General features: G+C 43.6%; 26 protein-coding genes and 3 pseudogenes. 25 read left to right on the plus strand and 4 right to left on the minus strand.

The genetic code is table 11. The annotated features are described in order from the left end of the window. The 4 genes and pseudogenes from JCM19033_RS19605 to JCM19033_RS19620 all read left to right on the plus strand — a co-directional run. A partial coding sequence (locus JCM19033_RS19605; RefSeq protein WP_269758426.1) for a sugar phosphate nucleotidyltransferase occupies positions 1 to 409 on the plus strand: 409 nt, incomplete at its 5' end. A 14-nt stretch (positions 410 to 423) separates the two neighbouring features. Next, positions 424 to 1,744 (plus strand): annotated as a pseudogene (locus JCM19033_RS19610) (UDP-glucose/GDP-mannose dehydrogenase family protein). A gap of 437 nt (positions 1,745 to 2,181) precedes the next feature. After that, on the plus strand, positions 2,182 to 2,622 hold the full coding sequence (locus tag JCM19033_RS19615) for a hypothetical protein (RefSeq protein ID WP_054637580.1): 441 nt from the start codon (positions 2,182 to 2,184) through the stop codon (positions 2,620 to 2,622). Between the two features lie 167 nt (positions 2,623 to 2,789). After that, positions 2,790 to 3,872, plus strand: coding sequence for a type II asparaginase (locus JCM19033_RS19620; RefSeq protein WP_054637581.1), 1,083 nt, complete (start codon positions 2,790 to 2,792; stop codon positions 3,870 to 3,872). Between the two features lie 243 nt (positions 3,873 to 4,115). On the opposite strand, the gene JCM19033_RS22735 is transcribed toward JCM19033_RS19620, so the two are convergent. Together JCM19033_RS22735 and JCM19033_RS19625 are read right to left on the minus strand one after the other, a co-directional pair. Continuing rightward, a complete protein-coding gene (locus tag JCM19033_RS22735) occupies positions 4,116 to 4,259 on the minus strand; it encodes an anti-repressor SinI family protein (RefSeq protein WP_083465605.1) in 144 nt (47 codons plus the stop codon). A 327-nt stretch (positions 4,260 to 4,586) separates the two neighbouring features. After that, a complete protein-coding gene (locus JCM19033_RS19625) occupies positions 4,587 to 5,321 on the minus strand; it encodes a hypothetical protein (protein WP_054637582.1) in 735 nt (244 codons plus the stop codon). 257 nt (positions 5,322 to 5,578) lie between these two features. Here JCM19033_RS19625 and JCM19033_RS19630 point away from each other — a divergent pair, with 257 nt between their 5' ends. The 9 genes and pseudogenes from JCM19033_RS19630 to JCM19033_RS19670 all read left to right on the plus strand — a co-directional run bounded on the left by JCM19033_RS19630 (position 5,579) and on the right by JCM19033_RS19670 (position 12,221). Then, positions 5,579 to 6,421, plus strand: coding sequence for a hypothetical protein (locus JCM19033_RS19630; protein ID WP_054637583.1), 843 nt, complete (start codon positions 5,579 to 5,581; stop codon positions 6,419 to 6,421). Further along, positions 6,385 to 7,152, plus strand: a complete 768-nt coding sequence (locus JCM19033_RS26730; RefSeq protein WP_054637584.1) for a hypothetical protein — start codon at positions 6,385 to 6,387, stop codon at positions 7,150 to 7,152. The genes JCM19033_RS19630 and JCM19033_RS26730 overlap by 37 nt, the downstream gene beginning before the upstream one ends. Beyond that, positions 7,050 to 7,890 (plus strand): annotated as a pseudogene (locus JCM19033_RS28525) (AAA family ATPase). Before JCM19033_RS26730 ends, JCM19033_RS28525 begins: the two are co-directional and overlap by 103 nt. Further along, complete coding sequence (locus tag JCM19033_RS19645) at positions 7,883 to 8,632, plus strand: PP2C family serine/threonine-protein phosphatase (protein WP_054637586.1); 750 nt, start codon at positions 7,883 to 7,885, stop codon at positions 8,630 to 8,632. Before JCM19033_RS28525 ends, JCM19033_RS19645 begins: the two are co-directional and overlap by 8 nt. Positions 8,633 to 8,667: 35 nt before the next feature. After that, on the plus strand, positions 8,668 to 9,306 hold the full coding sequence (locus tag JCM19033_RS23825) for a hypothetical protein (RefSeq protein ID WP_054637587.1): 639 nt from the start codon (positions 8,668 to 8,670) through the stop codon (positions 9,304 to 9,306). Then, positions 9,243 to 9,920 carry a protein kinase gene (locus tag JCM19033_RS19655; protein ID WP_269758432.1) on the plus strand — a complete coding sequence of 226 codons (678 nt, stop codon included), beginning with the start codon at positions 9,243 to 9,245 and terminating at the stop codon, positions 9,918 to 9,920. The genes JCM19033_RS23825 and JCM19033_RS19655 overlap by 64 nt, the downstream gene beginning before the upstream one ends. Positions 9,921 to 9,979: 59 nt before the next feature. Next, positions 9,980 to 10,237, plus strand: coding sequence for a hypothetical protein (locus tag JCM19033_RS23830; protein WP_157049987.1), 258 nt, complete (start codon positions 9,980 to 9,982; stop codon positions 10,235 to 10,237). Positions 10,238 to 10,329: 92 nt separating this feature from the next. Continuing rightward, positions 10,330 to 11,547, plus strand: coding sequence for a hypothetical protein (locus JCM19033_RS19660; protein WP_054637589.1), 1,218 nt, complete (start codon positions 10,330 to 10,332; stop codon positions 11,545 to 11,547). A gap of 164 nt (positions 11,548 to 11,711) precedes the next feature. Next, entirely contained in the window at positions 11,712 to 12,221 is a 510-nt protein-coding gene (locus JCM19033_RS19670; protein WP_054637591.1) for an FHA domain-containing protein, read from the plus strand. Between the two features lie 181 nt (positions 12,222 to 12,402). Here JCM19033_RS19670 and JCM19033_RS19675 read toward each other — a convergent pair whose 3' ends face one another. After that, the gene (locus JCM19033_RS19675) at positions 12,403 to 12,657 is read right to left on the minus strand and encodes a hypothetical protein (RefSeq protein ID WP_269758427.1); all 255 of its coding nucleotides are present in this window, start codon (positions 12,655 to 12,657) and stop codon (positions 12,403 to 12,405) included. Between the two features lie 80 nt (positions 12,658 to 12,737). Then, positions 12,738 to 12,971: a hypothetical protein gene (locus tag JCM19033_RS19680; RefSeq protein WP_054637593.1), complete on the minus strand. Its 234-nt coding sequence runs from the start codon at positions 12,969 to 12,971 to the stop codon at positions 12,738 to 12,740. A 292-nt stretch (positions 12,972 to 13,263) separates the two neighbouring features. Here JCM19033_RS19680 and JCM19033_RS19685 point away from each other — a divergent pair, with 292 nt between their 5' ends. From JCM19033_RS19685 to JCM19033_RS19730, 12 genes and pseudogenes are all read left to right on the plus strand, one after another. After that, on the plus strand, positions 13,264 to 14,793 hold the full coding sequence (locus JCM19033_RS19685; RefSeq protein WP_054637594.1) for a class I adenylate-forming enzyme family protein: 1,530 nt from the start codon (positions 13,264 to 13,266) through the stop codon (positions 14,791 to 14,793). Positions 14,794 to 14,843: 50 nt separating this feature from the next. After that, on the plus strand, positions 14,844 to 15,296 hold the full coding sequence (locus JCM19033_RS19690) for a response regulator (RefSeq protein WP_054637595.1): 453 nt from the start codon (positions 14,844 to 14,846) through the stop codon (positions 15,294 to 15,296). An 8-nt stretch (positions 15,297 to 15,304) separates the two neighbouring features. Continuing rightward, a complete protein-coding gene (locus JCM19033_RS19695; protein ID WP_054637596.1) occupies positions 15,305 to 15,613 on the plus strand; it encodes a helix-turn-helix transcriptional regulator in 309 nt (102 codons plus the stop codon). A 452-nt stretch (positions 15,614 to 16,065) separates the two neighbouring features. Then, positions 16,066 to 16,815, plus strand: coding sequence for a solute carrier family 23 protein (locus JCM19033_RS24550; protein WP_198153592.1), 750 nt, complete (start codon positions 16,066 to 16,068; stop codon positions 16,813 to 16,815). Next, entirely contained in the window at positions 16,791 to 17,444 is a 654-nt protein-coding gene (locus JCM19033_RS24555; protein WP_198153593.1) for a hypothetical protein, read from the plus strand. The genes JCM19033_RS24550 and JCM19033_RS24555 overlap by 25 nt, the downstream gene beginning before the upstream one ends. A 27-nt stretch (positions 17,445 to 17,471) precedes the next feature. Next, entirely contained in the window at positions 17,472 to 18,320 is an 849-nt protein-coding gene (locus tag JCM19033_RS19705; protein WP_054637597.1) for a 3-hydroxybutyryl-CoA dehydrogenase, read from the plus strand. Positions 18,321 to 18,332: 12 nt separating this feature from the next. Further along, positions 18,333 to 18,545 (plus strand): enoyl-CoA hydratase-related protein, encoded by a 213-nt coding sequence (locus tag JCM19033_RS26745; RefSeq protein ID WP_269758428.1) that lies wholly within the window; start codon positions 18,333 to 18,335, stop codon positions 18,543 to 18,545. Then, positions 18,476 to 19,117, plus strand: a complete 642-nt coding sequence (locus tag JCM19033_RS19710) for an enoyl-CoA hydratase-related protein (RefSeq protein WP_269758429.1) — start codon at positions 18,476 to 18,478, stop codon at positions 19,115 to 19,117. The genes JCM19033_RS26745 and JCM19033_RS19710 overlap by 70 nt, the downstream gene beginning before the upstream one ends. 20 nt (positions 19,118 to 19,137) lie before the next feature. After that, positions 19,138 to 20,313 (plus strand): acetyl-CoA C-acetyltransferase, encoded by a 1,176-nt coding sequence (locus JCM19033_RS19715; RefSeq protein ID WP_054637598.1) that lies wholly within the window; start codon positions 19,138 to 19,140, stop codon positions 20,311 to 20,313. Positions 20,314 to 20,667: 354 nt separating this feature from the next. Beyond that, positions 20,668 to 21,734 (plus strand): annotated as a pseudogene (locus JCM19033_RS19720) (acetyl-CoA hydrolase/transferase family protein). 405 nt (positions 21,735 to 22,139) lie between these two features. Further along, entirely contained in the window at positions 22,140 to 23,360 is a 1,221-nt protein-coding gene (locus JCM19033_RS19725; RefSeq protein ID WP_054637599.1) for a cell wall-binding repeat-containing protein, read from the plus strand. Beyond that, positions 23,357 to 24,085 (plus strand): N-acetylmuramoyl-L-alanine amidase, encoded by a 729-nt coding sequence (locus JCM19033_RS19730; RefSeq protein WP_054637600.1) that lies wholly within the window; start codon positions 23,357 to 23,359, stop codon positions 24,083 to 24,085. The genes JCM19033_RS19725 and JCM19033_RS19730 overlap by 4 nt, the downstream gene beginning before the upstream one ends. Positions 24,086 to 24,329: the final 244 nt, after the last annotated feature.

Here is a 24,329-nt window from a genome sequence, read left to right on the forward strand (position 1 = left end):
AGCCGATGAAGATGTATCTAAATACGGCATCATTAAGCCTAAAGGTGAACAGATTGAACCAGGAGTTATTCATGTATCTGACTTGTTTGAGAAGCCAAGTCTGGCAGAAGCTCCTTCTAACTATGCAATTATGGGCCGGTACGTGCTTCGTCCGGAGATCTTTGATATTTTGGAATCTCTTCCACCTGGAGCTGGGAATGAAATTCAATTGACCGACGCGATTAAGGTTCTGAACTCCCAACAGGCAGTTCTTGCGTATGAGTTTGAAGGCGAAAGGTATGACGTTGGTGACAAATTTGGCTTTGTGAAAGCGACAGTAGACTTTGCGTTAGACCGAGAGGACCTGCGGGATGATGTACGAGCATATTTAGAAAGTCTTACTAGTGCTGAATTAGTAGGAAAGAAATAGGGGGAAATAAAAAAATGAACATAGCAGTCGTTGGCACAGGTATGTAGGCCTTGTCACAGGTGTTGCTCTTTCAGAAATTGGCCACACAGTGACATGCATTGACCTTGATGAACAAAAAGTTGATAAAATGAAGCAGGGCTTCTCTCCTATCTATGAACCAGGATTAGAAGAACTCATGACAAAAAATATTGCTGCTGGACGTTTGTTCTTTACCTCACAGCATATTGAGGGCTTTAAAGAAGCAGATGCTATTTACATAGCTGTCGGTACCCCAGAGCGCTTTGATGGAACAGCTGATCTCACGTATATCAAAGCGGCAGCCAATGATATTGCCGAGCATATTACGAAGCCAGTTGTCGTAGTCACCAAAAGCACGGTTCCTGTAGGAACGAATGATGTGATTCAAAACATCCTATCCGCTGGGACAGATGTAGAGTGTGAAGTTGTTTCTAACCCTGAGTTTTACGTGAAGGATCAGCCGTGCATGATACCTTCCATGGAGACCGTATTGTTGTAGGGTCTTCCAGTGAAAAAGCAGCAAAGCTGATGGACGACATTTATGCTCCCTTTAACATTCCAATATTCCATACCAATGTAAAAAGTGCAGAGATGATTAAATACGCCTCCAATGCTTTCCTTGCGACAAAGATTAGCTTTATCAACGAGATTGCAAACCTTTGTGACAGCCTCGGAGCAAACGTAGACGATGTAGCTGCCGGTATGGGACAGGATGACCGAATTGGAAGTAAGTTTTTAAATGCCGGAATCGGGTACGGGGGATCTTGTTTTCCGAAGGATACAAGTGCGTTAGTTCAGATTGCTAGCAATGTAGACCACGAGTTTAATCTTTTGCGTGCCGTGATTGATGTGAATGCTCAACAGCAGGCTCTTCCTGTTCATAAAATTAAAGAGCATTTCGGTGGTTCAGTCCGTGGCAAGAAAATCGCACTTCTTGGCCTGGCATTTAAGCCGAATACAGATGACATGCGAGAAGCCGCATCCATTGTAGTTTCACAGGAGCTTATTCTTTCTGGAGCAGAAGTAGTAGGGTATGATCCCATTGCTACAGAGAATGCGAAGAAGGTTCTTCCTGAAATTATGGGTTACGCTGACTCTCCTGAAGAAGCCATTGAAGGAGCAGACGCGGTGATCATTCTTACGGAATGGGATGAGATTAAAGAGCTGGACCTTGGTTTGTTTTCTGAAAAAATGCCAGAGCCCGTCGTGTTTGACGGCAGAAACTGCTTTGACCTTGAAGATGCATCGAAGCATGATATCGTGTATTATTCAGTGGGCCGCCCGGCTGTTGAAAAAGGTTTGACAGTAAACGTGTAAGATCCTCGCCCGCCTGGAGATCATCCAGGCGGGTTAATTATAATAATTTAAGATATTTTTTATGATGATAATTAGTTAACTTCATTAATTGCAAGCGATCATTTTCTTTACTATTTTTATAGGATCTTTTTAGGTAGAAGTTAGCCTTATAGTTGTGCCAATGTATTAGTAACCCCACAAAAGCCCTCTTCAACTCCTCACCTCCATTTCAATCTATTCAAATTATACAAATAAAAGGTTAAGATAGAATGATGACTAAGTAAAAATATTGTAAAGATAGGGCATTAATGATTTTCTTTGATATCTGAATATTCAATTAAAATAAAGGTCTGTGAGATTATGTTCCAACAAGTGTCTAAAGTCCTGGTTAATATATTAAGATAAGATTATATCAAACAAAAATATAAAGTTATTACATTTTGAAAGGACGATGGTAAGTGAAGAGAGCTTTTATTGTAAATACAAACAGATCATACAATCCAGCGAATGAAAAAGAAATGTTACAGGAGATGAAAGTGGCTGCTTATCAATCCCCCTGGAAGTATTACATAAGTGATATCCAGGCCGGTGATATTGTCTTTTTGCACAGCAATACGAATGGAATCATCGCTCGTGGTCTGGCCACTGGAGAGGCTAAAGTGAAGGTTACTAATGGCAGGGAAAGCTATCACTATATGCAATTAAATGAATTTGAAAAAGTAGAACAGCCTGTACCTGCGAGAGATGTGACCTATCTTGCAAGGCAGGTAACCGATCTGTATTTTAGAATGAGGTGGTACCAGGCCATTATGCACGTCCCACACGTTGTAGGCGAAAATATATGGGAGCATATCACGAACCATTGTATGGAGAAGGAGGGGTTAATGTATTTTATATAGGATGTAATGATAATCCTAAAAATACTTATGAAACTTCTTTCTATGAAAGGAACAAGGGAATGGGTTTGCAAAAATATATAATGGGAGAAAAGCTGACAACCTTTAACTAGTTAAATTACTTTTCCACTATAATAGAAATCAATCTATACATAAAGGATGGGTTTCTCATGCAGGTAAAAAAGAAAAGTAAGTTTGTCATTGGTACCATCGTTGCTGTATCCGTTGGGTTTGGTTCCTGGTCTATGTATGCAAGCGGGCCAGCCGAGGTAGTACCTGAAGAGGAGAAGGAAAGTGTTCAAGAAAATGAAGATGTGGCAGTAGAAGGGTATGATGCAGAATTACCGAATGTGGAAATACTAGCCACCGGTGGAACAATTGCTGCAGTAGGAGATGAGAGAACAGATTTAGCTGATTACACAGCTGGAGAAATTGAGATTCAGGATTTAATAGAGCAAGTCCCTGAACTGGAAGACATTGCAAATGTTACCGGCGAGGATATTACAGGTGTAAGCAGTAATGATATTAATAATGAAATTCTGTTGGAGCTTGCTCATGAAGTGAACGAGCGTCTGGCCTCGGATGATGTAGATGGGATTGTGATTACACATGGGACCAACACGTTAGAAGAGACTGCTTACTTTTTAAATCTGGTAGTAGACAGTGAAAAGCCAGTAGTCATGGTAGGTGCCATGAGACCAGATACAGCCATGAGTTCAGATGGGGAACTTAATCTGTATAATGCTGTCCTCTTAGCAGGGCATGAAGAGGCAAAGGATCGAGGAGTCATGATCTCACAAAATGACCGTATCGGTTCAGCTCGTGACGTAAGTAAAACAAATACGATGCAGATTGACACGTTTACTTCTACGGAAATGGGATACCTGGGAAATATCATTGATGGAGAGCCAAGATTTTATACCGAAACGACACGTACCCATACCGCCAACTCAGAGTTTGACGTTTCAGATGTAGAGGAACTTCCAGAGGTAGATATTATTTACACTCACCAGAGTGACCGCTCTTATATGTTTGAAGCTGCGGCCGATCAAGGAGTAGACGGGCTTATCGTGGCTGGAGCTGGTAATGGCGGCATGTCTTCTAATGCTCGTGAAGGGGCTGAATATGCACACGATAACGGAGTCATGGTCGTGAGATCTTCAAGAGTAGGAAACGGGGTAGTGACACCGGATGAAGACAGTGACTTTTTAACATCCGACACGTTAAATCCTGTAAAGCTCGTATTCTATTAACCGTCGCCTTAACACAGACCGATGACCCAGAAGAAATACAGAGTTATTTTGAAGAATATTAATCGTTATAAAAGCCCAAAAGAAAGAGCTGACTGATCGTTAGCTCTTTTCTTTATAGAAGAAGGTTACTACTTCTTTCCACGCTCTGTATTCCTACTGGATAGTAGGGGCATAAACTACTCCAAACGTAAGTATCGTATTTTGGAACTCTTGGACAAGGGCGGTGCTTATAAACTCCCGGAATTACACGATAAGATGTAAGACTTTTGATCGTTTCTTTGTGTTTAGGAAATTTTGTACCTCTTCGACTGTTAAACCACACTCATAAGCTTCCTTTATTAATTCCAGCCATTCTTTATCTACTTCATTTTCCTTATTTCCTCCCATGATGATCACTCCTTAGCTATAATATGAAATCTATTTAAGGTAATTGTTCATCCTGGTGCGGGATTCTACCTTTTTCTTAGAAGGGAACTCACACCTTGTATGTTAATTACTTCCATAATAGGATCATTGTACTATTTATATAACATAGTTCATAATTCCTTTTTCATTACGAATATGCAGTTATAACCATTATGGTGGAGGTAAAGAAAGATAGTTAGGATAGGTGTTTGATTTTGATTAAATTTTACATTATATAGCATTAAATGTTTGGTAGGATCAAGCCGAAGTGGGATGTAAAGATTGACAGTGTTCCCTTTTACCTATCGTTTAGTGAGTTGAAAAGGTAGTTTTTAAATTAGAATGTTCTTTCAAGTAAAGGCGGGACTGCTTGATCATTACATGACGACCCCCGATTTCTTCATTGAAGTTTCTAAAGAAGAAGTGATCGAAGACTTTACATATTAGAAGATGTAAGGAGCTGATCCTATAGAGGTCAGCTCCTTTTTGGATGCTTACTACGCATGGCCCCGTAATGGGGGTTCTGTTTCTCGACTGCATATCAAGCAGGACCCCGATAGCAACGGCAAACAAGAAGACAGACATGTATTGGGTCATCACTGACTGGGCGACTGAGAGGGTTGTCAGCTGCTCAAAAAATGAATGGTCCCCAGGTAAAGTAAACGTCACGTAGAAGGCTAATGTGTAAAAGACAAACCACAAAATATTTAGGACGTACATCCTTGCCCGAAGCCACATACATAAAATACTAAGTAAAAAGACGATTCCGTACGCTACTATGTATTCATTACTGAAATAAAGAAAGCTTAGTTCTCGTAAGTAGAGCGGGCTGCCCAGCAGGGCTGTCATAAAAAAGGCAGTGCCAAAGAAGGCAAGAAAACGCCATAGGGGATGGCGGTATCGTTTAGCCATAAATAAACAAAACATGGTCCCGGCCAGAAAAGAGATATCAAGGCGGTTAGCCCCATTGGTCATCTCCCCATACAAATACACAACGGTCATCGCAATCAGAAGATAATCAGTTAGTTGAAAAAACCTGTTCATCACATCCTCCTTTAAACTTTTTTATTTTTCTCAGTACCTGAAATGGTCCCTCTTTATTATTTAGGAAATGAAAGTGAATGTAAACAATTAGGCATAAAATACTAAATGACAACCCTGATCAAGGGTTTGAATTCCTTGTCACTTCCCGTATCAATGGTAAAGAGTTAACAAAATGGGTATAAATTAGTACAATGGTAGTGCAACCTTATTCGGAGGGAGGGAAAGGAAGGTAAGATATGTAACGAGGGAGGAAAGAGATGGGGGTTCAAAAAGAAACGCTCGATATGCTGTTACTTTTATCAACAGTTAGTGAGCGAAAAAACGAATTATCAGAGGTTTTCATTCAACAAATTAAAAAGACACCAGAATATAGAGTGATGACCAATCTTGATGAGTATGAATTTGTCTCTGGCAAAGCCAAAGAGGTGCGAGATCAGTTTCAGAGTATCCATATTGAAAAAGGTTCTGTTGCTGAGATTAATAAAGAATTACATAGGTTACAACAGATCTACACAAATTTTCAAAACATAGTCAGCGACTCTAAAAGAAAGATAAAAGCAGGAAACTATCAAGTTGGCATTGTCTCCAAAAAAGGGCTCCAGGAATTGAAAAGCACAGATCGTTCCCTCTATGAAAAGATCTCCATCATGGCCCGCTCTTCCAGGGAAAGTGAGGCGGAGGCGTTTAGAGACTATTTGCTCCGGAGCAACCAACAAGACATTGCCGAGGAATACGAGAGGATTCGGCCCTCTTCTCTGCTCGCCAAAGATAACACACGAGCACGCCTCTTTCTTGTGACCGGCGGAGTGCTCTTTGCTTTGTTTTTTATGCTTATACTTTCTATTATTCCTCGTCATATGACGACGGAGGCCGTAATTACCGGGGCTGCATTATTGTCTCTGGTGCTTGGATTGGCCAAATCAGCCACTTGCAGCATTTCTTGCAGCTGGCAAGAGGCAAAGAAAGCAGTCGAAGTGAAAAAGCCGCAGAACAGGAAGAGGAAATCAACGAGAGAAGATATAAAGCGACCTTGGAAAAAGCTACTGAAATGGTGCGGAGGGCGATGGACAATCAAACCACCCCGACGGCCGTCATTTTAAATCTCTCCTCTCGCTATGTTAACTCTCCCCAGGACCTGGATGAAGAAGAGCGGAGGCTGTATTCACGATTATTATTAACCACATTTAAGCCGAAACAGCACCGGGTGGAGAGCACAGGGAAGACTCTAAATAATTTGCTATTCTTTCTTTCAAATAAGGCCAATGACATACCCGCCTGGTTCTATTTAGAGAACCCATACGTGAAAACGTTACATATTCCCAAGCCTGAACGGAAAACCAGAACAAGGTTCATCGAAAGTCAGTTTGATGGATTTGTAGGAAGCAGTGAAGTGACTGAGGAAGAAGCTGAGAAATATAAGCAGCAGTTTGTTGATTTAACCGATGGCTTCACCAACATTGAGTTAAATGGTCTGCGCGTCCTTTGCCGGCAGGAGAAAATTCACATCAGGGAAATAGGAGAAGCCATTCGTCTCTATAAGCATGGCGTGAAGGAGAATTTGTGGGAAGAGGTAGGAGCGGAAAAGTTAAAGAATGCCGAGGAGCATATCGAAAACCGAGTGAAGGGACAAGAAGCGGCTGTCACTCAAACGCTGGATATTCTAAAACGGGCTGTCGGCGGCTTGTCAGGCTTCACCATTCTTCTCATTCAAGTAAGCCGAAGGGGATCTTGTTCTTTGCCGGTCCCACCGGTACAGGAAAGACTGAGCTCGCAAAGACGATTGCTGAAATTCTTTTTGGAGATGAAAACTATTGCCACCGTTTTGACATGAGTGAATACCAGCAGAGTCATGCGGATCAGAAGCTCCTTGGTGCCCCTCCTGTATGTAGGTTACGAAGCAGGAGGCCAATTGACGAATACTATTAAAGAAAATCCTTTTTCGATCCTGTTGTTTGATGAAATTGAAAAAGCACACCCCTCTATCCTGGATAAATTTTTGCAAATTTTAGAAGACGGGCGCATGACCGATGGGCAGGGGGAAACCGTTTATTTCTCAGAATCTCTTATTATTTTTACAAGTAATCTGGGAATCTACCATAAGAATCAGGCGGGAGAACGGACAGAGAATGTCACCCCGGATATGTCTTATGAGGAAATGAGAGAGAGGCTGTTACAGGCGATTAAAGATTATTTCACACTGGAAATCGGCCGGCCGGAAATTTTGAACCGGATTGGCGATAACATTGTTGTATTTGACTATATTCGTGAAGAGGTTGCCCTGCTGATTCTGGAGTATCAGCTGAAGAAGGTGGCTAAATCACTGAAAGAGCAGAGAAATATAGAGTTAGAGATTTCAGAGGAAGCTCGTGAGTTTATTGCCGGGAGAGCACTGGAAAATACAGAAAACGGCGGCCGGGGCATTGGGAATGTCGTGGAATCTTCCTTTATTAACCCTCTTTCTCGTTATATGTATGATCATGAGGTGAAAGAAAACAAGAATGTGAAAATAGTGAACATTAGAAGTGAAAACCAGGTCATTCACTTGGAGTGTGAAGTAGACGATGTATGAGATAGTTGGAATAACAGACGAGGGCAAAGTACGTCCTCATAACGAAGACCGCTTTTTACTAGCGGGGGAGGTCATCGCTGAAGGGGAAAGAATGGAGAGAACTGACTTACCTTTTCTGGCAGCGGTGGCAGACGGTATGGGTGGTGAGAATGCAGGCGAAGTGGCTTCTTCTTTAACACTTCAGTATCTTGCCGGGCGTGCTGTCACTTTGGAAAAAGAAGAAATAAAGGCTGCGATTGAGCGTGGCATCCAGGGGCAGCTCCGTCTTCATGTGGAAGAGAACCAGGAAAGAAAAGGGATGGGTACCACTCTTGCCGGGATTGTCTGCCAGGATGACAGGTTACAGGTCTTTCATGTAGGAGATAGCCGTGTCTACCGTTTTCGTGATGGCTTTTTGAAGCCTTTGACCAAAGACCATAGTCTCGTAGAGAGGCTTTATGACACTGGGCAAATCACCTATGAAGAGAAGCAGAACCATAGTCAGAGGCATGTGTTGCTTAGGTCCCTTGGAGAAAAAGAAACGATAGCAGAGGTTACGTCGTTTCCTTACAAGGTTGATAGAGGAGACACCTTTATCCTGTGCAGTGACGGCTTGTCTGATGTTGTGTCAAACCTTGAAATTGAGCAGATGGTTCAGGGCAGGGAGGAAACAACAGAGGTGGCTCGTTCCTTAGTGGCCTTGGCCAATGAACGGGGAGGACCCGACAACATTACTGTGCTTGTCGTCAAAAGGATCCAGTAACCAAAGGGGAAATCGGCAGAAGGTGAGGTGTTCATGTGAGCAGGAATCATGGAAAAACGCAGAGAATGGCAAGCGGAAATGAAACAGTGAGGATGGACGACACGGGGTCAGAAACAGTACGGATGGACAGCAACGACAGCACTTTTGAAACGGTGAGAATGCCTGATAACCAGCAGACTGTTGTCATGGGCGATCAGGCCGGACATACCTCAAACGATTACATAAGCATTGGAGATACGATAGCCGGGACATATGAATTAGTTGAAAACTTAGCTCATAATACGGGGGAGGCCACTCTTTTTATCTGCCAAAGTAATGGTGAGGAATATGTGGCGAAAATCTACCATGAAAACATCAAGCCCAAAGAAGAAGTGATTAAGCGTATTCGTTCGATAGATTCTCCTTATGTCATTCCCATTATAGATGAAGGAACGGAAGAAAGAACGAATCGTTTTTATGAAATATCTCCTTATTACAAAAACGGAGATATTACAAAAAGAGATACCTTTTCTACAGAAGACATTTTAGACTGGCTTGCACCGGCGATTAATGAGGGCTGCAGGCCATTCATAACGAACAGGTTGTTCACCGAGACATCAAGCCGCGAAATATTTTTTTCAGCAATGACTTTTCCACTGTTGTTCTTGGTGACTTTGGCATCAGCTCCGCACTGAATGAAAAGCAGACGGTGAATCCCACAAAGGGAGGGCGGACATCTGGATATGCTGCTCCGGAGGTATATAAGAGCTTCAGCGCTCGCGAAAGTGATTATTATTCCTTTGGCATTACCTTATGGGAGCTTTCCGTAGGAACTTTCCCGTTTATAGGCATGACTGATGAACAGGTTATGAAGGTTACGGTGATGGACGAATTGCATCTTCCTGAAAGTATGGATAAAAGGCTGTCTCATTTGATCAGGGGGCTCACGCGAAAGGACAGAAAGAATCGGTGGGGATATGAAGAGGTTAAACGATGGCTTAATGGGGAAGATGTGGGACTTGCCGAAGAAACATTCCAGCGAAACATAAAGCCTTATCAGTTTAACGGGGAGGAAATATATACATTAGAGGGGTTGACCCGGGCTTTTGCCGCAAGCTGGGAGGACGCCAAAAAGCACTTGTACCGGGGGCTTGTCAGGGAATTTATTCAACAGTTTGGAGAGGATTATGCTCTGAAGGTCATTGAGTGTGAAGAAATGCGAGACCAAGACAAAGGGTTGAGCCTATTAATCATGCAGGTCAACGAGGAAGTGCCTCTCTGCTGGAAAGGAGGGTATTTAATCATTTAACTGAGCTTGGAAAAGAGATCTCGACGCGTCTTCCTGCGATAGATCCTCTTTTAGCTGAGTTGCTGGCGGAAGATCTATTATTACCCTACCTGCAGCAAATTGGTGCGGATCAATCGAACCCCCAATTTTGTGAAGAAGTAATGAAAATTGTGGGCCAGGCCCGCAGCAATCAGACCTTTGCCTATTACCAGCTTGCCTTTTTGCTGAATGGCCACAAAGAATTTTTGTTTGAACAACACACATTTACCGATGTGGACAGTCTTGTAAATTACCTTTATAAAAAAGCGACCGTGTTGAGGAGATCTCCAAAAGTTTAATCAATAACCATTATTTTTTTGCCTGGTTAACCCATCTGGGGTTTGAAGAACACATTAAAAACTGGAAAAAAGCGACAAGCTAGGAGGGCAGGATGAGCGGACCTAAATACAGCCAGCTTCAGTTGGAAAGAGCAAGGCAGCGAAGGCTTGAACAAGAGAGACAGAGAAGACTCGAAGAAGAGAGAAGAAAGCTTGAATTACAGCGACATATTCAAGCTCTCCATACCCAGTTTCAACAGGTGAAAGAAAAGGTGGCTCACTACGGTAAGGATATTTTAACAAGTGCCAGTCAGTATAACTTACAGGATTCCTACTCTGTGCAGCTCCTTGAGGACAAAAAGCAGCATTTACAAGAGCAGTTGGCTGGCTTCACTAAAACATATAATGAAAATCAAATTTCCAGTATGGAGAGTTATCGTAAGGACCTGAAATTCTTATTAGAGGAAGTAAGCAAGGAATTTCAAAAAGATAGGCTTGAGAAGATAAAGAACGTTGAAAAGGAAATTACGTCAGCACAAAGCCACGAAAAGCAAGAAGCCTTTTTACAGGAATCAGAGAATTTATCTGTAAATGAAAAGAAAAACTATGCCATTCCAGAGGTGAAAAGAAAAGAAAAACCTCAAGAATACGAGGTGGATCTTGAAGAAGTCGTTGATCAAGTAAAAGAAGAACTGGCTCCTTACCTTGAAACCAGTCAGCTTCCTTTTCACTCCGAGGTATACTCTTTGTATCAGTCCATCCTTTCTATATACAAGAATGAGTCCTTTGATAGTGGCTACAAGAAATCACAAATTGACATGAGGATGAGTACTTTTTTTACCATGCAGCCAAAGTATGATGAGAGGATGAGCCGCTTTCAAAAGCAGGTACAAGAGTATGATGACGTTTACCTTCACTATCAATCTCTTTGTAAGGTCCTGGAAAAAGAAGAGTCCTCAGCCTATTCTTTCGACGGTGTTTGGGACAAAGATGCTTTACAACAAGAAGTAATAATGCTGGAGAGAGAGCTGGCAGATAAGCAGCAAGCCCAGTACATATCAGAATCAGTCGAAGAAGTAATGGGTTCTTTGGGGTATGACATTGTGGCGAATGACTATATGGTACGAACCAAACAAACGGTGCACCATAACATCTATGAACTTGGCATTAATACTGGCGTGAACGTATTTGTATCTGACCAGGGCAGTGTCTTGTTTGAAGTGTCAGGGGTCAGCGAACAGGAAAAAGACCTGACATCAAATGAAAGAGTAGAAGTTAAAGAAGCATGGAGGATTTTTGTACCGACTATGAGGAAATCAAAGAAAGGCTAAAAGAGAAAGGCATTCATTTGACCAGGGAATCTTTGCACCCTGCTGATGAAAAATACGTGAAGAATATAGATCTATCCCAAAAGAACACCGTGAGCCGTGCAAACCAGACACGTAAAGAAAGCAGAAAAAGAAACAAATCAAAACGAATGGAGAGGAGAATGTAAATGGAAGAAGTAAGAGTCTGTCCCGTATGCGGCTACCATAATCCTCTTGATTCTCTGTTTTGCAAAGGGGACGGCTGCGGAGAAGACATATCCTTTATCCCACCGACTGCTGTCAATGAGCTCGTTGATGAAGATGAGCAAGTGAACGAGGAGCCTGTCTCACCTGACCCTGTAACCACCGGTGAAAGTCACCCAAACCAGACCATCAGGATGTCGGAGGTCATATTACGAAGCAGTATGAGCGGGTATGAGATTACTATTCCCGTAACAGGAGGGACGATTGGCCGTTCCGGGAATGTGGTGCCGGAACACTTCCAAAACAATCAATTTGTAAGCAATACTCACGCTGACATTCTTCCTGGTTCTGCCGGGTATGTCCTAATCGACCAGAACAGTACCAACGGAACCAAGTTAAATGGGGAGCGGTTACTGGCACAGCGGGAATATCCCCTGCAAGACGGAGACCGAGTAACCTTTGCAAACATGGAATTTATGGTTGAAAGCAGGTAATAGGTAGGGTTTCTGATGCAGGCAAAGAGATAGACCACTGTGGAATGTTGCCTGCCATAACAAACGATAATCAACTAAAGGTTAACCAACATGTTGGTTAACCTTTTTCAATGATGATAGAAGCGGGGGTTACTTCTGTTTTCGGGAAAAATCTTATGTGTGGGTGGCTGAAGAAAAGAAGTTAATCTTCATACAGGTGAGCAAATTGTTCCTTAAAAGCATCTGGATCAAAATTTTCTCCGCACCGTTCGTTTTGTCCTACGTTAGGATTTTCATTGTTAAACATACCTTCCGGGTTTCCTTGCCAAATCCACACGTGCAAGCTGTCATTTCCAGGTGCGCCCTCATATGCAGGAGGGGGAGAACCTTTGTCAAATTCTCGGTTAAATAACCAAGGTGTTTCATCAATAAGTTCGTGTGGAGCTATGTATTCCACTCCTACTAGCCTGTAACCGCCGTTTTTCTTCGGTTCATACAACAGAACTTCGGGTTGGAACTTCTCAATAGTAGCAGTGCCTAATATGTCGGGTTGATAAGGTGAATGCCCATTCCCGGAATACAGTTGTGTGGGTCATTGTAGCCGTCATCGATGGCCTTTTCAATGTCTTGGTACTGTACAGTTGCCTGGCGCAGTTGGGCCAAATCTTTGTTCACCTGCGAGTGAGATGGGGGGCTTGCAGCCGCGAAGGAAGCAATAAACAGAGACATCACCATGGTCAAAACTAGCATCATACATACTTTTTTCTTCAAAATAACGTCCTCCCTTGTTTTTTATAACGAACAATTGTCATTATAGTAGTTTAGTAGCGTCATTTCAATAGAAAATAGGTAATTTATGGAAATTAAAATGATCCATTGTGATTATAGCCCTTAAACAGGGTAATAGTTTTCTTTGATTCTTAGAATAGTGAGAACGATGTCCTAGGAAATACCTCTCTTTATAACTAGCTGAAAAAAGCAGGAAGCTTTATCACAAAACCAAAATAATAATGATAAAATAAGACTAGGTCTTAAAGATTTAGAGAGTAAAGGAGGGTTTCTTTTGAACTTGAGCATGCTGTTTGATATCTCCGTCCACCGGCACGCCAGTAAGTCGGCTCTTATTAGCTCAAAGAAAAGCTATACATACAAAGAATTGGAGGAAGAAGTGAACCGTATGGCTTCTTCTTTACAAAAGCTTGGCATAAAAAAGCAGGACCGGTTGATGGTTATTTTAAAAAATAACATTGAAAACGTTATCATATTTTGGGCCTGTCAGAAGCTCGGTGTCATATACACACCGGTCAACTTTCGCTTATCCATTGATGACTTTTACTTTTGTGTGAAGGATATTGAACCAAAGGTAGTTGTCTATGAACCGTTTAGTGAGCATCTGGTGAAAAAAGAAGTATTTGCGGAGCGTCCGATTTTAATAGGGGTAAATGGGGCAAAAGCAGATATCAGCTATGAAGAGCTTATTGACCAGGGGACTTCTTCTTATAGCCGGCCGGATATTTCGTATGAGGACATCGCGATGATTTTGTACACCTCAGGGACCACCGGGGTGCCAAAAGGGGTGCCAAGGACTCATATCAATGAATACACCTCTTCGTTAGCACACATTATTCAGTGCAGGTACAAAACCTTTGACCGGACGTTACTGGCAGTTCCCATGTACCACGTCATAGGCATCAGGTCTTTGCTTGCTGTGTCTCTCCTTAGCGGCTCGGCAGTGTTAATGACAGAGTTTGATCCGAAAGATTCTCTGCAAGCGATAGAGGAAGAGAAGGTAACGTGTCTGTTCTTAACTCCTACCTATTATCATGATATGGTGTATCATCCTGACGCTCCAAAGCATGACTTATCTAACGTCCATACGATTGCTTATTCAGGGTCGCCTATGTCTGATGAACTGGTGAGAAAATGTGATGAAGTCTTTTCCCCGCAGCGGTTTGTCAATCACTATGGAAGCACGGAGATTTATACATTTACCTATTGTGAAGATATTCGCCTGAAAGGCTCGGGCGGAAAGCCCGGTATACACCAGAATATCCGTCTTATTTCCCCAAACTCTCGACCGGACTCTATGGCAGAGGCAGAGATGAAAGAGGGGGAAGTAGGACAAATTGTCATCAATATGAACTCTGTGGAAGCATTTAAAGGGTACTGGAACAGGCCCGATGCGACAAGAGACGCCATTAGCAGCGACTGGTACTATACAGGAGACTTAGGCTATTTCAACAAGGAAGGCAATCTGGTTGTGGTTGGAAGAGCCGATGACATGATTATCTCTGGGGGAGAAAATATTTATCCTTTTCATATTGAAAATGTCCTGAAAGAACACCCCGGCATACGGGAAGTGATCGTGGTTGGAGAAGCGGATAAAAGGTGGGGACAGATCGTGGCTGCTTTTATCGTACCGGAGGATCCATCACTGAAAGTTCAGGATCTTGACCAGTTCTGTAAAAAGCATCCTCAGTTATCAAATGTGAACCGACCGCGGAAATATACCTTTGTCTCAGAAATTCCTAAAAGCAAAACAGGAAAAATACTAAGAAGAAAACTGCGAGAGGGATTCTATAAACAGATATAAGTTTTCGTATATTTGCTCGATCGCAAAATAGTGAAAGAAAGGAGGCAGAAATGGCTGAAATTATTCTTATCGATGATGATGTGGAAGCAAGACACTCGATCAAAGAAGTGTTTAAGCAAAGCTCCTATAGCTACCTTTCTTTTGTGGAAGAAGACTCCTTTGAAAAAGGGTTTGAGCTTATCAAGCAAAGAGAACCCATCGTTTTGTTTCTTGAGCTTTCTTTGCCGGATGGAGATGGGATCGAACTGGGGAAAAAGGTGCTGCGTCATTATCCTAATCTACCAATCGTCCTGTTGTCTCAGCTTCAAATGTTTGAGCCTGTTCATGAAGCGATTAATGCCGGGTTCTCCGGTTATTTGCTTAAGCCCGTGACGAAAAGCGAAGCCCTCCAGGTCCTTGACCGCCTGTTAATAAAAGGGCTCGTCAGAGAAGCGAACGACTATGTCAGACAGGAGAAGACAGAAGAAGAAAATGACTTTTACCTGATCGGGCCAATCCGATAAACACGGCGATGAAATACATTCACCTGAATTATCAGGAGCCTTTAACCTTAAAGGAAGTCACAAACCTTGTGTATTTAAGCCCGTCTCATTTCAGCCGGATGTTTAAAGAGGAAACAGGTGTCAATTTTATCGAGTATTTAAATCAATACCGTATTGAGAAATCGAAGGGCTTTTTGAAAATGACGACCCTGCCGATTGAAGTCATCGCTAATAACACCGGCTTTTCCAGTGCGGCTTACTTTGCTACGACCTTTAAACGGATAGAAGGAGTGACACCGAGGGAGTACAGAAATCTATTTGGCAATTTTGCTAAATAGCGGTGTGGGGGGACAGGCTGTTCCCCTCCGGCTAGTAAGCTGAAAAAGGAACAATATTTTCTGTAATGGCCTACTAATTTACAAGAATAGCAAAAATGTAAAAGTAGATTAAGAAAAATATTAAAACATAAGTAGTTAGAATTTTTTTAAGATTGGAATAGAAGATATTTCAGTCTTATTTTTTTGGAGGTGTAATGTAAGCGCTTAAATTGTTATAAAGGGAAAAGTTTTACAGACAGCTATTTTTAATTTATTTAAAGGCTCTATTAAAGACGAATGTTGATATCTATTCAGTTTGATTGTAGACAAAAACGCGAGACGCCTTCGGGAAAAGCATTAGCTGAAGATCCCGCAGGGTGGTTTTCCCGAGGAAGCTGAGGCAATGCCCGAGGCAAGCGAGCGTCTTTTATCGAAAATAACAAAACCTGTTTAAAAGAAGGGGGAGGGATTATATGCAATTGTACAAGCGTAAGGAAGGGCAGGAGCAGCCATTTTGGAAATTTGGCCCTTTTAAAATCAGATTGCCTTTTGTTCACTATCGTTGGGAATCCGCTGAGTTTGTCCAGGCACTTATTATGTTCGTTGTCAGTTTAGGGATGATCCCGCTTCTTCAAGAGCATTTGGGATTGCCTTACGAAGTAGCCTTAGCGTACGTATTTATCGGAGGGCTTGGGTTTATGCTTCCTTCCCTGCTCGGGGTCGCGATGGTTCCGGGGTGGATCACCGCAGCGATTCCGGTGGTGGTCATTTATTTAGGGAACTTTGAACCAGGTCCTGAAGCAATCCAAGGGCTGTTTGCTCTCCAATTTACCGTGTTCTTGATTTTCTTCATTCTTGGTGTCACAAAGCTCGGTGGAAAACTGGTAGCCGTCGTTCCAAATTCCTTGAAAGCAGGGATCTTAATTGGAGCCGGGCTTGCAGCCATCATTGGGGAGATTGAAGCGGGCGGCAGATTGGTTTCTACGCCATTTTCCTTAATTATTGGAAGTTTGATCGCCATATACATTCTCTTCTCTTTATCGTTCAAAGATCTTGTTAAAAAACATAAACTTGCAGCCAAAATTGCTAATTACGGGTTAGTGCCGGCAATGATTATTGCCATGGTTATCGGCTGGATGGTCAGTGAATATCCGGTCCTAATATTGAGTGGGGGATTACACAGCCAGCATTTGCAGAAATGTGGGGCTACCTTCCATTTGTAGTTGGTTTCCCGGGAATTGATGTATTCCTCCTGGCAATTCCAACAGCATTAATTGCTTATATTATTGCCTTTGGTGACATTATTGTCGGTAACACGCTGTTAGAAAGAGCAAACAAAGTAAGAAAAGACGAGTGGATTGATACAGGAATTGACCGCACTCACCTGGTGACGGCTCTTAGAAACTTAATTCATTCCTTCTTTGCTCCGTACCCGGGACTTGCTGGTCCACTTTGGACGCCGGTGCAGGCTACAGTCACGGAACGGTATAGGCATGGCCGCAAAGCGATGGAGTCAATTCACAGCGGAATGGGAACCTTCTGGATTGCAGGCTTTATTGCCTTATTCATTCTGCCGCTGGTCACTATGTTCCAGCCTGTTCTTCCAATCGCTTTAGCTCTGACGTTAATCATTACTGGGTACGTTTGTATCAGTGTCGGAATTGAGCAGGTTCATACGACCACAGAGCGTGGTGTCGCTGGTGTCATGGCTGTCGTATTGGCCATCCACGGTGCGGAATTCGGGCTTCTTGCAGGGATCGCCTTGTACTTCCTTGTAGAAAAGACAAGCTTATTTAAGAAGTCTAAGAGTGAAGAGACAGACGAAGAAGCTGAAGAAAAGAAAATCAGCTAGCCGTTGAATAAAGGAGTGGAAAGAATCATGCCAATTGAAAACGTAGCAATCATTGGAGCAGGCCAAATGGGTGCAGGAATCGCCCAGGTGGCAGCGAAACAGGGAAAACAAGTGACATTGCATGATGTAAAGGAAGAATTGGTTGAACGCGGGAAAGAAAGAATCGCGAAATCACTGGGAAAAGAAGTTGAAAAAGAGAGAATCACAGAGGGAGAAAAAGAAGAGATCTTAGCAAGAATCCACCCTTCTATCAATCTTAAAGAAGCGGCAGATGCAGACATAGTCATTGAAGCCGCTTCAGAGAATACGGAAATTAAGAAGAAAATCTTTCAGGATCTTGACCGTTTGACAGGAAAAGAAACGATCCTGGCAACGAACACGTCATCGATTTCGATTACAGAGCTGGCAGCTGTGACTGGCAGGCCGGAAAAGGTCATCGGGATGCACTTCTTTAACCCGGTGCCAGTCATGAAGCTGGTAGAAGTGATCAGGGGACTCACAACAGATGACCAAACCTTTACGGAAGTCAGGTCATTGGCAGAAGAGCTGGGAAAAGAGCCCGTTGATATAAGTGATTACCCTGGGTTTGCCGCCAACCGCATTCTTGTTCCGATGATCAACGAAGCCATCTACTGTGTGTATGAAGGGGTGGCCAGCCCGGAGGATGTGGACAAGGTCATGAAATTAGGAGCGAATCACCCCCTCGGCCCCCTTGCGTTAGCTGATTTGATCGGGCTGGATACGTGTTTATCCATTATGGAAGTGCTTCATGACGGATTTGGAGATTCCAAGTACCGGCCATGCCCGCTCCTTTACAAATACGTAAATGCCGGCTGGCTTGGACGAAAAACAGGACGAGGATTCTTTAGCTATTAAAGGAGGATGAAAATGAACTATCAAAATATAGAAATCAATGTGGAAGAAAAGATTGCTACTGTCACCATTAACCGGCCGAAGGTACTGAACGCATTAAGTTCAGAGGTCATCGAGGAGCTTACAGAGGTCTTTGACGACCTGTCTGCCGTTCTGATGTGCACGTCGTCATTCTTACCGGTTCAGGAGAGAAGGCCTTTGTCGCAGGCGCGGACATTGGGGAGATGAAAGGAAAATACGCACTGGAAGCCAGAGACTTCTCGGAAAAGGGCAACCGGTTAATGTCAAAGATTGAGAAGTTAAAGCAGCCAGTCATTGCAGCGGTAAATGGATTTGCTCTTGGCGGCGGTTGCGAATTAGCTCTGGCCTGCGATATGAGAGTGGCAAGCGCAAATGCGAAGTTTGGACAGCCGGAAGTGAACTTAGGGATTGTTGCAGGCTTTGGAGGCTCTCAGCGGCTGCCAAGATTAGTCGGGCCCGCGATTGCCAAAGAGCTTCTCCTGGGAGGAGAAATGATTACAGCACAGCGCGCGTATGAAATCGGGCTTGTGAACCATGTCCTTGACTCTCAGGAGGAAATGCATGAAAAAGCAAGAGACCTGGCAAGCTCCATTATCAGCCGCTCTCCTTTAGGTGTCCAGAGAACAAAGCAGCTGGTAAATGAAGGGGCAAACATGGATATAGACAGAGCCATCTCTTATGAAGTCGAAGTATTTGCAAATATGTTTTCAACAGAAGATCAAAAAGAAGGCATGGATGCCTTCTTGAATAAACGAAAGCCGGCCTATACAGAGAAATAAGTGCAGAAGGAGTGGATACAATGAAGGACGTTTTTTTACTAGAAGGAGCGCGGACCCCCTTTGGATCATTTGGGGGAAGCTTGAAGGATACAGGACCTCTCACGTTAGGGGTCACGGCTGCCAAAGAAGCTGTTAGACGAAGCGGAGTGACAGCAGAAGAGGTGGACATCTCCGTCATCGGAAACGTCATTCCCTCTGAAAAGAATGCCGCTTATCTGAGTCGGCATATTGCCCTTCATACGGGAGTTCCCATTACTTCACCAGCTTTAACCGTCAATCGTTTATGCGGATCCGGCCTCCAATCAGTCATTTCTGTGGCCCAGTCATTAACCCTTGATGAAGGTCGCGTAGGGCTTGCCGGCGGAACGGAAAATATGAGCATGTCACCGTATGCTCTTCGAAAAAGCCGTTTTGGCACTGGCCTGAAAAGTCCCCAGATGGACGATATGCTCTGGGAGACATTAACCGATGAGTACTGTGGGTGCGGCATGGGAATCACAGCCGAGAATCTGGCAAAGAAATACGAGATTACTAGACATGAGCAGGATGAATACGCTCACCTTAGTCACCAGCGGGCAGCAAAAGCGGTTGATGGAGTGTTTACCCAAGAAATTACTCCAGTAGAGCTGAAAAGTAAAAAAGGAACGAAAATGATTGAACTGGATGAACACATTAGAAAAGACCTTACCCTGGAAAATCTAGAAGGGTTAAAGCCTGCATTTCAGGCAGAAGGAACGGTAACAGCAGGAAACGCCAGCGGGATAAATGATGGAGCAGCGGCTGTTATCTTAGCAGGCGAAGATTACGTAAACCAGAGGCAGGAAAAACCGCTGGCCCGGATTGTTTCCTGGTCTGTGGCAGGTGTTGAGCCAGACATTATGGGGATCGGTCCTGTGCCTGCCATCAGGAAAGCACTGGAAAGAGCTTCTCTTTCCATTGAAGATATGGATCTCGTTGAAGTGAATGAAGCCTTTGCTTCTCAATATGTAGCGGTAGAAAAAGAACTCGGGTTAAACCGTGAGAAAACAAATGTAAACGGCGGGGCTATCGCCCTGGGTCACCCCGTGGGAGCCAGCGGAACGAGAGTGCTGTACTCCCTGGCCCTTGAGCTTAGAAACAGGAAAGCAAAATACGGAGTCGCTTCGCTTTGTATCGGGGGCGGACAAGGAATCGCCATGATTCTTGAAAGCTTGTAAGGCTTGATGACGGTTATCGCTGCGGCCAAAGGAACAATTGCTAAGGTAAGCTGATCAACGAGTCAGCGATCACAGGCAGAACAACTAGAAGAAAAACTGAGTGGAGGGATAGAAATGAATTTTAAAGCAGATTACGAGATGAAGAAACGAACAGCTGAAGAGGCAGTACAAATGATACAGCCTCAAACAGGAATCGTCGTTCCGGTCATGGCCGGGGAACCGCCGGCACTCCTTGAAGCCTTGCCTTCTCATGAGGGGCTGAAAGGCAACAGCCTCTATCGTATGCTTCCAAGCTATCCAGTGTTGGATATCGAGGAGGACAGGTTAAAGCAGGTATCCTTGTTTCTAAGCGGGATGGACCGGCCTGGTTATCATGAGGGGAAAGTTGATCTGCTCCCTAATCATTTTTCCGATATCCCGGATTTAGTCAGGGAAGCAACCGAGGAAAGAGTCATTATGGCAGCAGTATCTCCTATGGATGAGGACGGCTACTTTTCTCTCGGAGTAAGCCCTGCGTATACTGCTCCCCTCGTTGAGGATGCAACGCAAATTATTCTTGAGGTTAATGAGAGAATGCCAAGAACCTATGGAATCAAGAACCAGATTCATATTAGTCAGGTCACGGCTCTCATAGAAAACACCAAAGAGCTCCCGGAGGCTCCAAACCCTCCTTTAAGTGACAAAGACCAGCAGATCGGAAAATATATCGCTGATATCATTAATGACGGAGATACACTGCAAATCGGATTTGGCGCGATGCCAAACGCCGTCATGGATTTTTTGAAAGATCATAAGGATCTTGGGGTGTACACAGAAATGCTTCCAGACAAAATAGTGGACCTTTATGAATCAGGAGCAGTCACGAATGTAAACAAGCCATTATACATGGGAAAGACGACCATGACCTTTGCGTTTGGTTCCAAGCGCCTGTACGACTTCATGCATGAAAATGAAGACCTTTATTTTATCCCTTGTGACCAGACAAACGATGTCCGTACCATCTCAAAGTTTACTAATCTTGTTTCCATCAACACGACCGTGGAAGTAGATTTCTTAGGGCAATGTAACTCTGAAACAGTGAAAGGTAAGTACTATTCTTCTTCCGGAGGCAGGCAGACTTTGCAAAAGGTGTCCGCTTAACCGAGAACGGCCGGGGAATTATCTGCTTATATTCCACTGCTAAGAATGACACAATCTCTAAGATCGTCCCTGCCTTAGCTACAGGAGCAGTGACCACCACCTCCAAAAACGACGTAGATACCATTGTAACTGAGTACGGTGTCGCACAGTTAAAAGGCAAGACAGTTCGTGAAAGAACGAGAGCCTTAATTGATATTGCTCATCCAAAATTCAGAGAAGAGCTGGAACTTCAAGCGGCAGAAATGGGACTTCTTCCGAAGAACACTCTTGTATCTAACTAAAAAGATAGTAGAAAAAGCAAAGTGGCGGTAACACCGCTCCTTTGCTTTTTTCTTTATATTGAACTGACTGAAAGGAAAAAGAAGTACGATGTCTGGGAAGGTAGATCAAGAAATGGAGGATGAAAAGGCAAGTTAAAAAAGTATCGATTGCTCTTCCTGAGTGTAGGACTAGGAATATCGTTGTATCCATTCTAAACTGTCAGTTCAACATAAGGCTAAAATAATAGAAAGTCGTCTCCTTCTCTCTAGTTTATTGGGAAAACCATGGCAGAAAGTGACTAGATTGAAATTAGGTCTTTTATTCGTTGAAGTATTTCATTATAGTGAAAATATGACTAAATTTGTCACTTTTAGTGGAGTTTTCTGCCAAAAGGCTCAATTTACTAGTTTATAAAGGGGGACGTAATGATTAATAAGAGGTTACAAGCTTTTCTTATCTTTTCTGTAGCTCTCTTATTTTTACTCAGCTTTTCTTCTCACGCCGCTGAAGCCGCGGAGAGAATCGCTGGCGATAATCGAATAGAGACAGCTATTGAAATTTCACAGTACGGTTGGAATTCAAGTGAACACGTGGTCCTCGCACGAGCGGACCACCCGGCAGATGCCCTTGCATCAGCAAGTCTTTTGTCTGTTACAGAGGCTCCGATTCTATTAACAGATAGCAGCAGTATAGATCTGCAGGTAATTAACGAAATACATAGGCTCGGTGCAAGTCATGTATACATACTCGGCGGTCCTCATGCGATAAGTCATGATGTGGAAGGGGCCCTTAATTATGAGGGGCTGCAAGTGACAAGGGTAGAAGGAGATAACCGGTACCAAACCGCAGAGCAAGTGAACCGGGAGGCAGGATACATAAATGAAAGTACAGCGATCCTTGTGAGCGGAGAAGTTGCTGCAGATGCCTTAAGTGCTTCTGGCCTGGCTGCCAATGAAGGATATCCCATTTACTTAAGCGGACCGACCTCCATGCCGGTCAGTCTGCCATCTTCCGTATCCAATGTTATTATCTTTGGTGGTCCCAGCGCCATTAGTCAGTCAGTAGAAAATCAGCTGGTCAATGAAGGAAGACAGGTGGAGCGCATTCAGGGAGACAACCGCTTTCAAACGAGTATTGCGGCTGCCGAGCGTGCGAATCTAGCAGGGAACTATAACATTATTGTCCGGGGGACATCGGTGCGAAGTGATACAGAGGATTATCCGGATGCCGTCGCATCAGCGGGGTTAGCAAACAGGTTAAATGCTTCAGTCATTCTTACCCATCATGACTATCCGAGAGATGAAACACTTCACTTCGTTCAGAACAGTGGAAACCATAATCTGGTACTTGGTGGTCCTGCTGCAGTCAGTCATGCAGCGGTAGAGGCACTGTCTGAAACTTCGTCGTCTTCACCTGGAGAAATTACGCAGACAGGGATCATTACAGGGGTGCAAAGCAGCTTGAACGTTCGCAGTCAGCCGAGTTCTTCATCAAGTATCATAGGGGGATTGCCCAACGCCACCGAGATAGATATTTATGAAGAAGACGGAAACTGGGCGAAAATCGACTATGGTGGAGATGTGGGCTATGTGAGCATGACCTATGTATCGATCAGTGAGCCACGTATGAAGCAACGGGAACGGTGAGCGGGGTACAAAACAGTTTAAATGTCCGCAGTGGGCCAACAACTTCATCAAGCATCATAGGCGGCCTATCAAACGGCACTTCACTGGACATCTATGAAATTGACGGCAATTGGGCTAAAATTGACTATAACGGTGATATCGGTTATGTCAGTATGACGTACGTGTCCTTAAACACTTCTTCAGAGGTGCTTCACGGTCAGACGATTGCTATTGATCCAGGTCACGGAGGCAGGGACCCGGGAGCGGAGGCAAACGGCCTTCAGGAGAAGGAAATTGCTCTTGATGTGGGTCTTCGAGTTCAAGAGAAGCTGGAAAGTGCCGGGGCGAATGTCATTATGACAAGAACAACAGATGTATACGTGTCATTACAAGACCGGGCAACGATTGCAAACAATGCAGATGCAAGTTCATTTGTAAGTATCCATACAAATGCTTTTAATTCGGAAGCTCAAGGAACAGAAACCTATCATTATCCAGGAAGTGAAGATGGTGAAAGGCTTGCTGAAGCCATTCAAGAAGAAATGCTGGCAGCCCTTGAGACAAATGACAGAGGAGTCAAGGACGCTAATTTCTCTGTTCTTCGCAACACCACCATGCCTGCAGCGCTTGCTGAACTTGCTTTTACAGATCATCCAGATGATGCAGAAAAGCTTCGTTCGAATACATACCGTGAGCGGGCAGCAGACGCTATCGTAAGAGGATTAGAACGCTTTTATAGTGAGTGAGAATAGAAGAAAGGGATAAGGTGAACGATCACCTTGTCCCTTTTTTTATATACATGGGAAATAATTTCCTCTCTTGCTTATTTCCTTGCTAACAAAAAAATTTGTTGAATACAAGTCTAAAAAGTGGTTTGAACTTCGCGTAAGATGGGTAAATGAACGTCCTTTTTTGTCTATTTATACATAATTGGATCGAAACTATTGATTTCATGGTAAGTGATCGTTCGTTTTACCAGGAGAAGGAGAG

It is taken from the genome of Thalassobacillus sp. C254, from assembly GCF_001310615.1.

Bases quoted from the DNA above. Each gene is read 5' to 3' on its own strand.
- JCM19033_RS19620 (WP_054637581.1), top strand. From the start codon at position 2,790: ATGCAGGTAAAAAAGAAAAGTAAGTTTGTCATTGGTACCATCGTTGCT.
- JCM19033_RS22735 (WP_083465605.1), bottom strand. From the start codon at position 4,259: ATGGGAGGAAATAAGGAAAATGAAGTAGATAAAGAATGGCTGGAATTA.
- JCM19033_RS19625 (WP_054637582.1), bottom strand. From the start codon at position 5,321: ATGAACAGGTTTTTTCAACTAACTGATTATCTTCTGATTGCGATGACC.
- JCM19033_RS19630 (WP_054637583.1), top strand. From the start codon at position 5,579: ATGGGGGTTCAAAAAGAAACGCTCGATATGCTGTTACTTTTATCAACA.
- JCM19033_RS26730 (WP_054637584.1), top strand. From the start codon at position 6,385: ATGGACAATCAAACCACCCCGACGGCCGTCATTTTAAATCTCTCCTCT.
- JCM19033_RS19645 (WP_054637586.1), top strand. From the start codon at position 7,883: ATGTATGAGATAGTTGGAATAACAGACGAGGGCAAAGTACGTCCTCAT.
- JCM19033_RS19660 (WP_054637589.1), top strand. From the start codon at position 10,330: ATGAGCGGACCTAAATACAGCCAGCTTCAGTTGGAAAGAGCAAGGCAG.
- JCM19033_RS19670 (WP_054637591.1), top strand. From the start codon at position 11,712: ATGGAAGAAGTAAGAGTCTGTCCCGTATGCGGCTACCATAATCCTCTT.
- JCM19033_RS19690 (WP_054637595.1), top strand. From the start codon at position 14,844: ATGGCTGAAATTATTCTTATCGATGATGATGTGGAAGCAAGACACTCG.
- JCM19033_RS19695 (WP_054637596.1), top strand. From the start codon at position 15,305: ATGAAATACATTCACCTGAATTATCAGGAGCCTTTAACCTTAAAGGAA.
- JCM19033_RS24550 (WP_198153592.1), top strand. From the start codon at position 16,066: ATGCAATTGTACAAGCGTAAGGAAGGGCAGGAGCAGCCATTTTGGAAA.
- JCM19033_RS24555 (WP_198153593.1), top strand. From the start codon at position 16,791: ATGTGGGGCTACCTTCCATTTGTAGTTGGTTTCCCGGGAATTGATGTA.
- JCM19033_RS19705 (WP_054637597.1), top strand. From the start codon at position 17,472: ATGCCAATTGAAAACGTAGCAATCATTGGAGCAGGCCAAATGGGTGCA.
- JCM19033_RS26745 (WP_269758428.1), top strand. From the start codon at position 18,333: ATGAACTATCAAAATATAGAAATCAATGTGGAAGAAAAGATTGCTACT.
- JCM19033_RS19715 (WP_054637598.1), top strand. From the start codon at position 19,138: ATGAAGGACGTTTTTTTACTAGAAGGAGCGCGGACCCCCTTTGGATCA.
- JCM19033_RS19725 (WP_054637599.1), top strand. From the start codon at position 22,140: ATGATTAATAAGAGGTTACAAGCTTTTCTTATCTTTTCTGTAGCTCTC.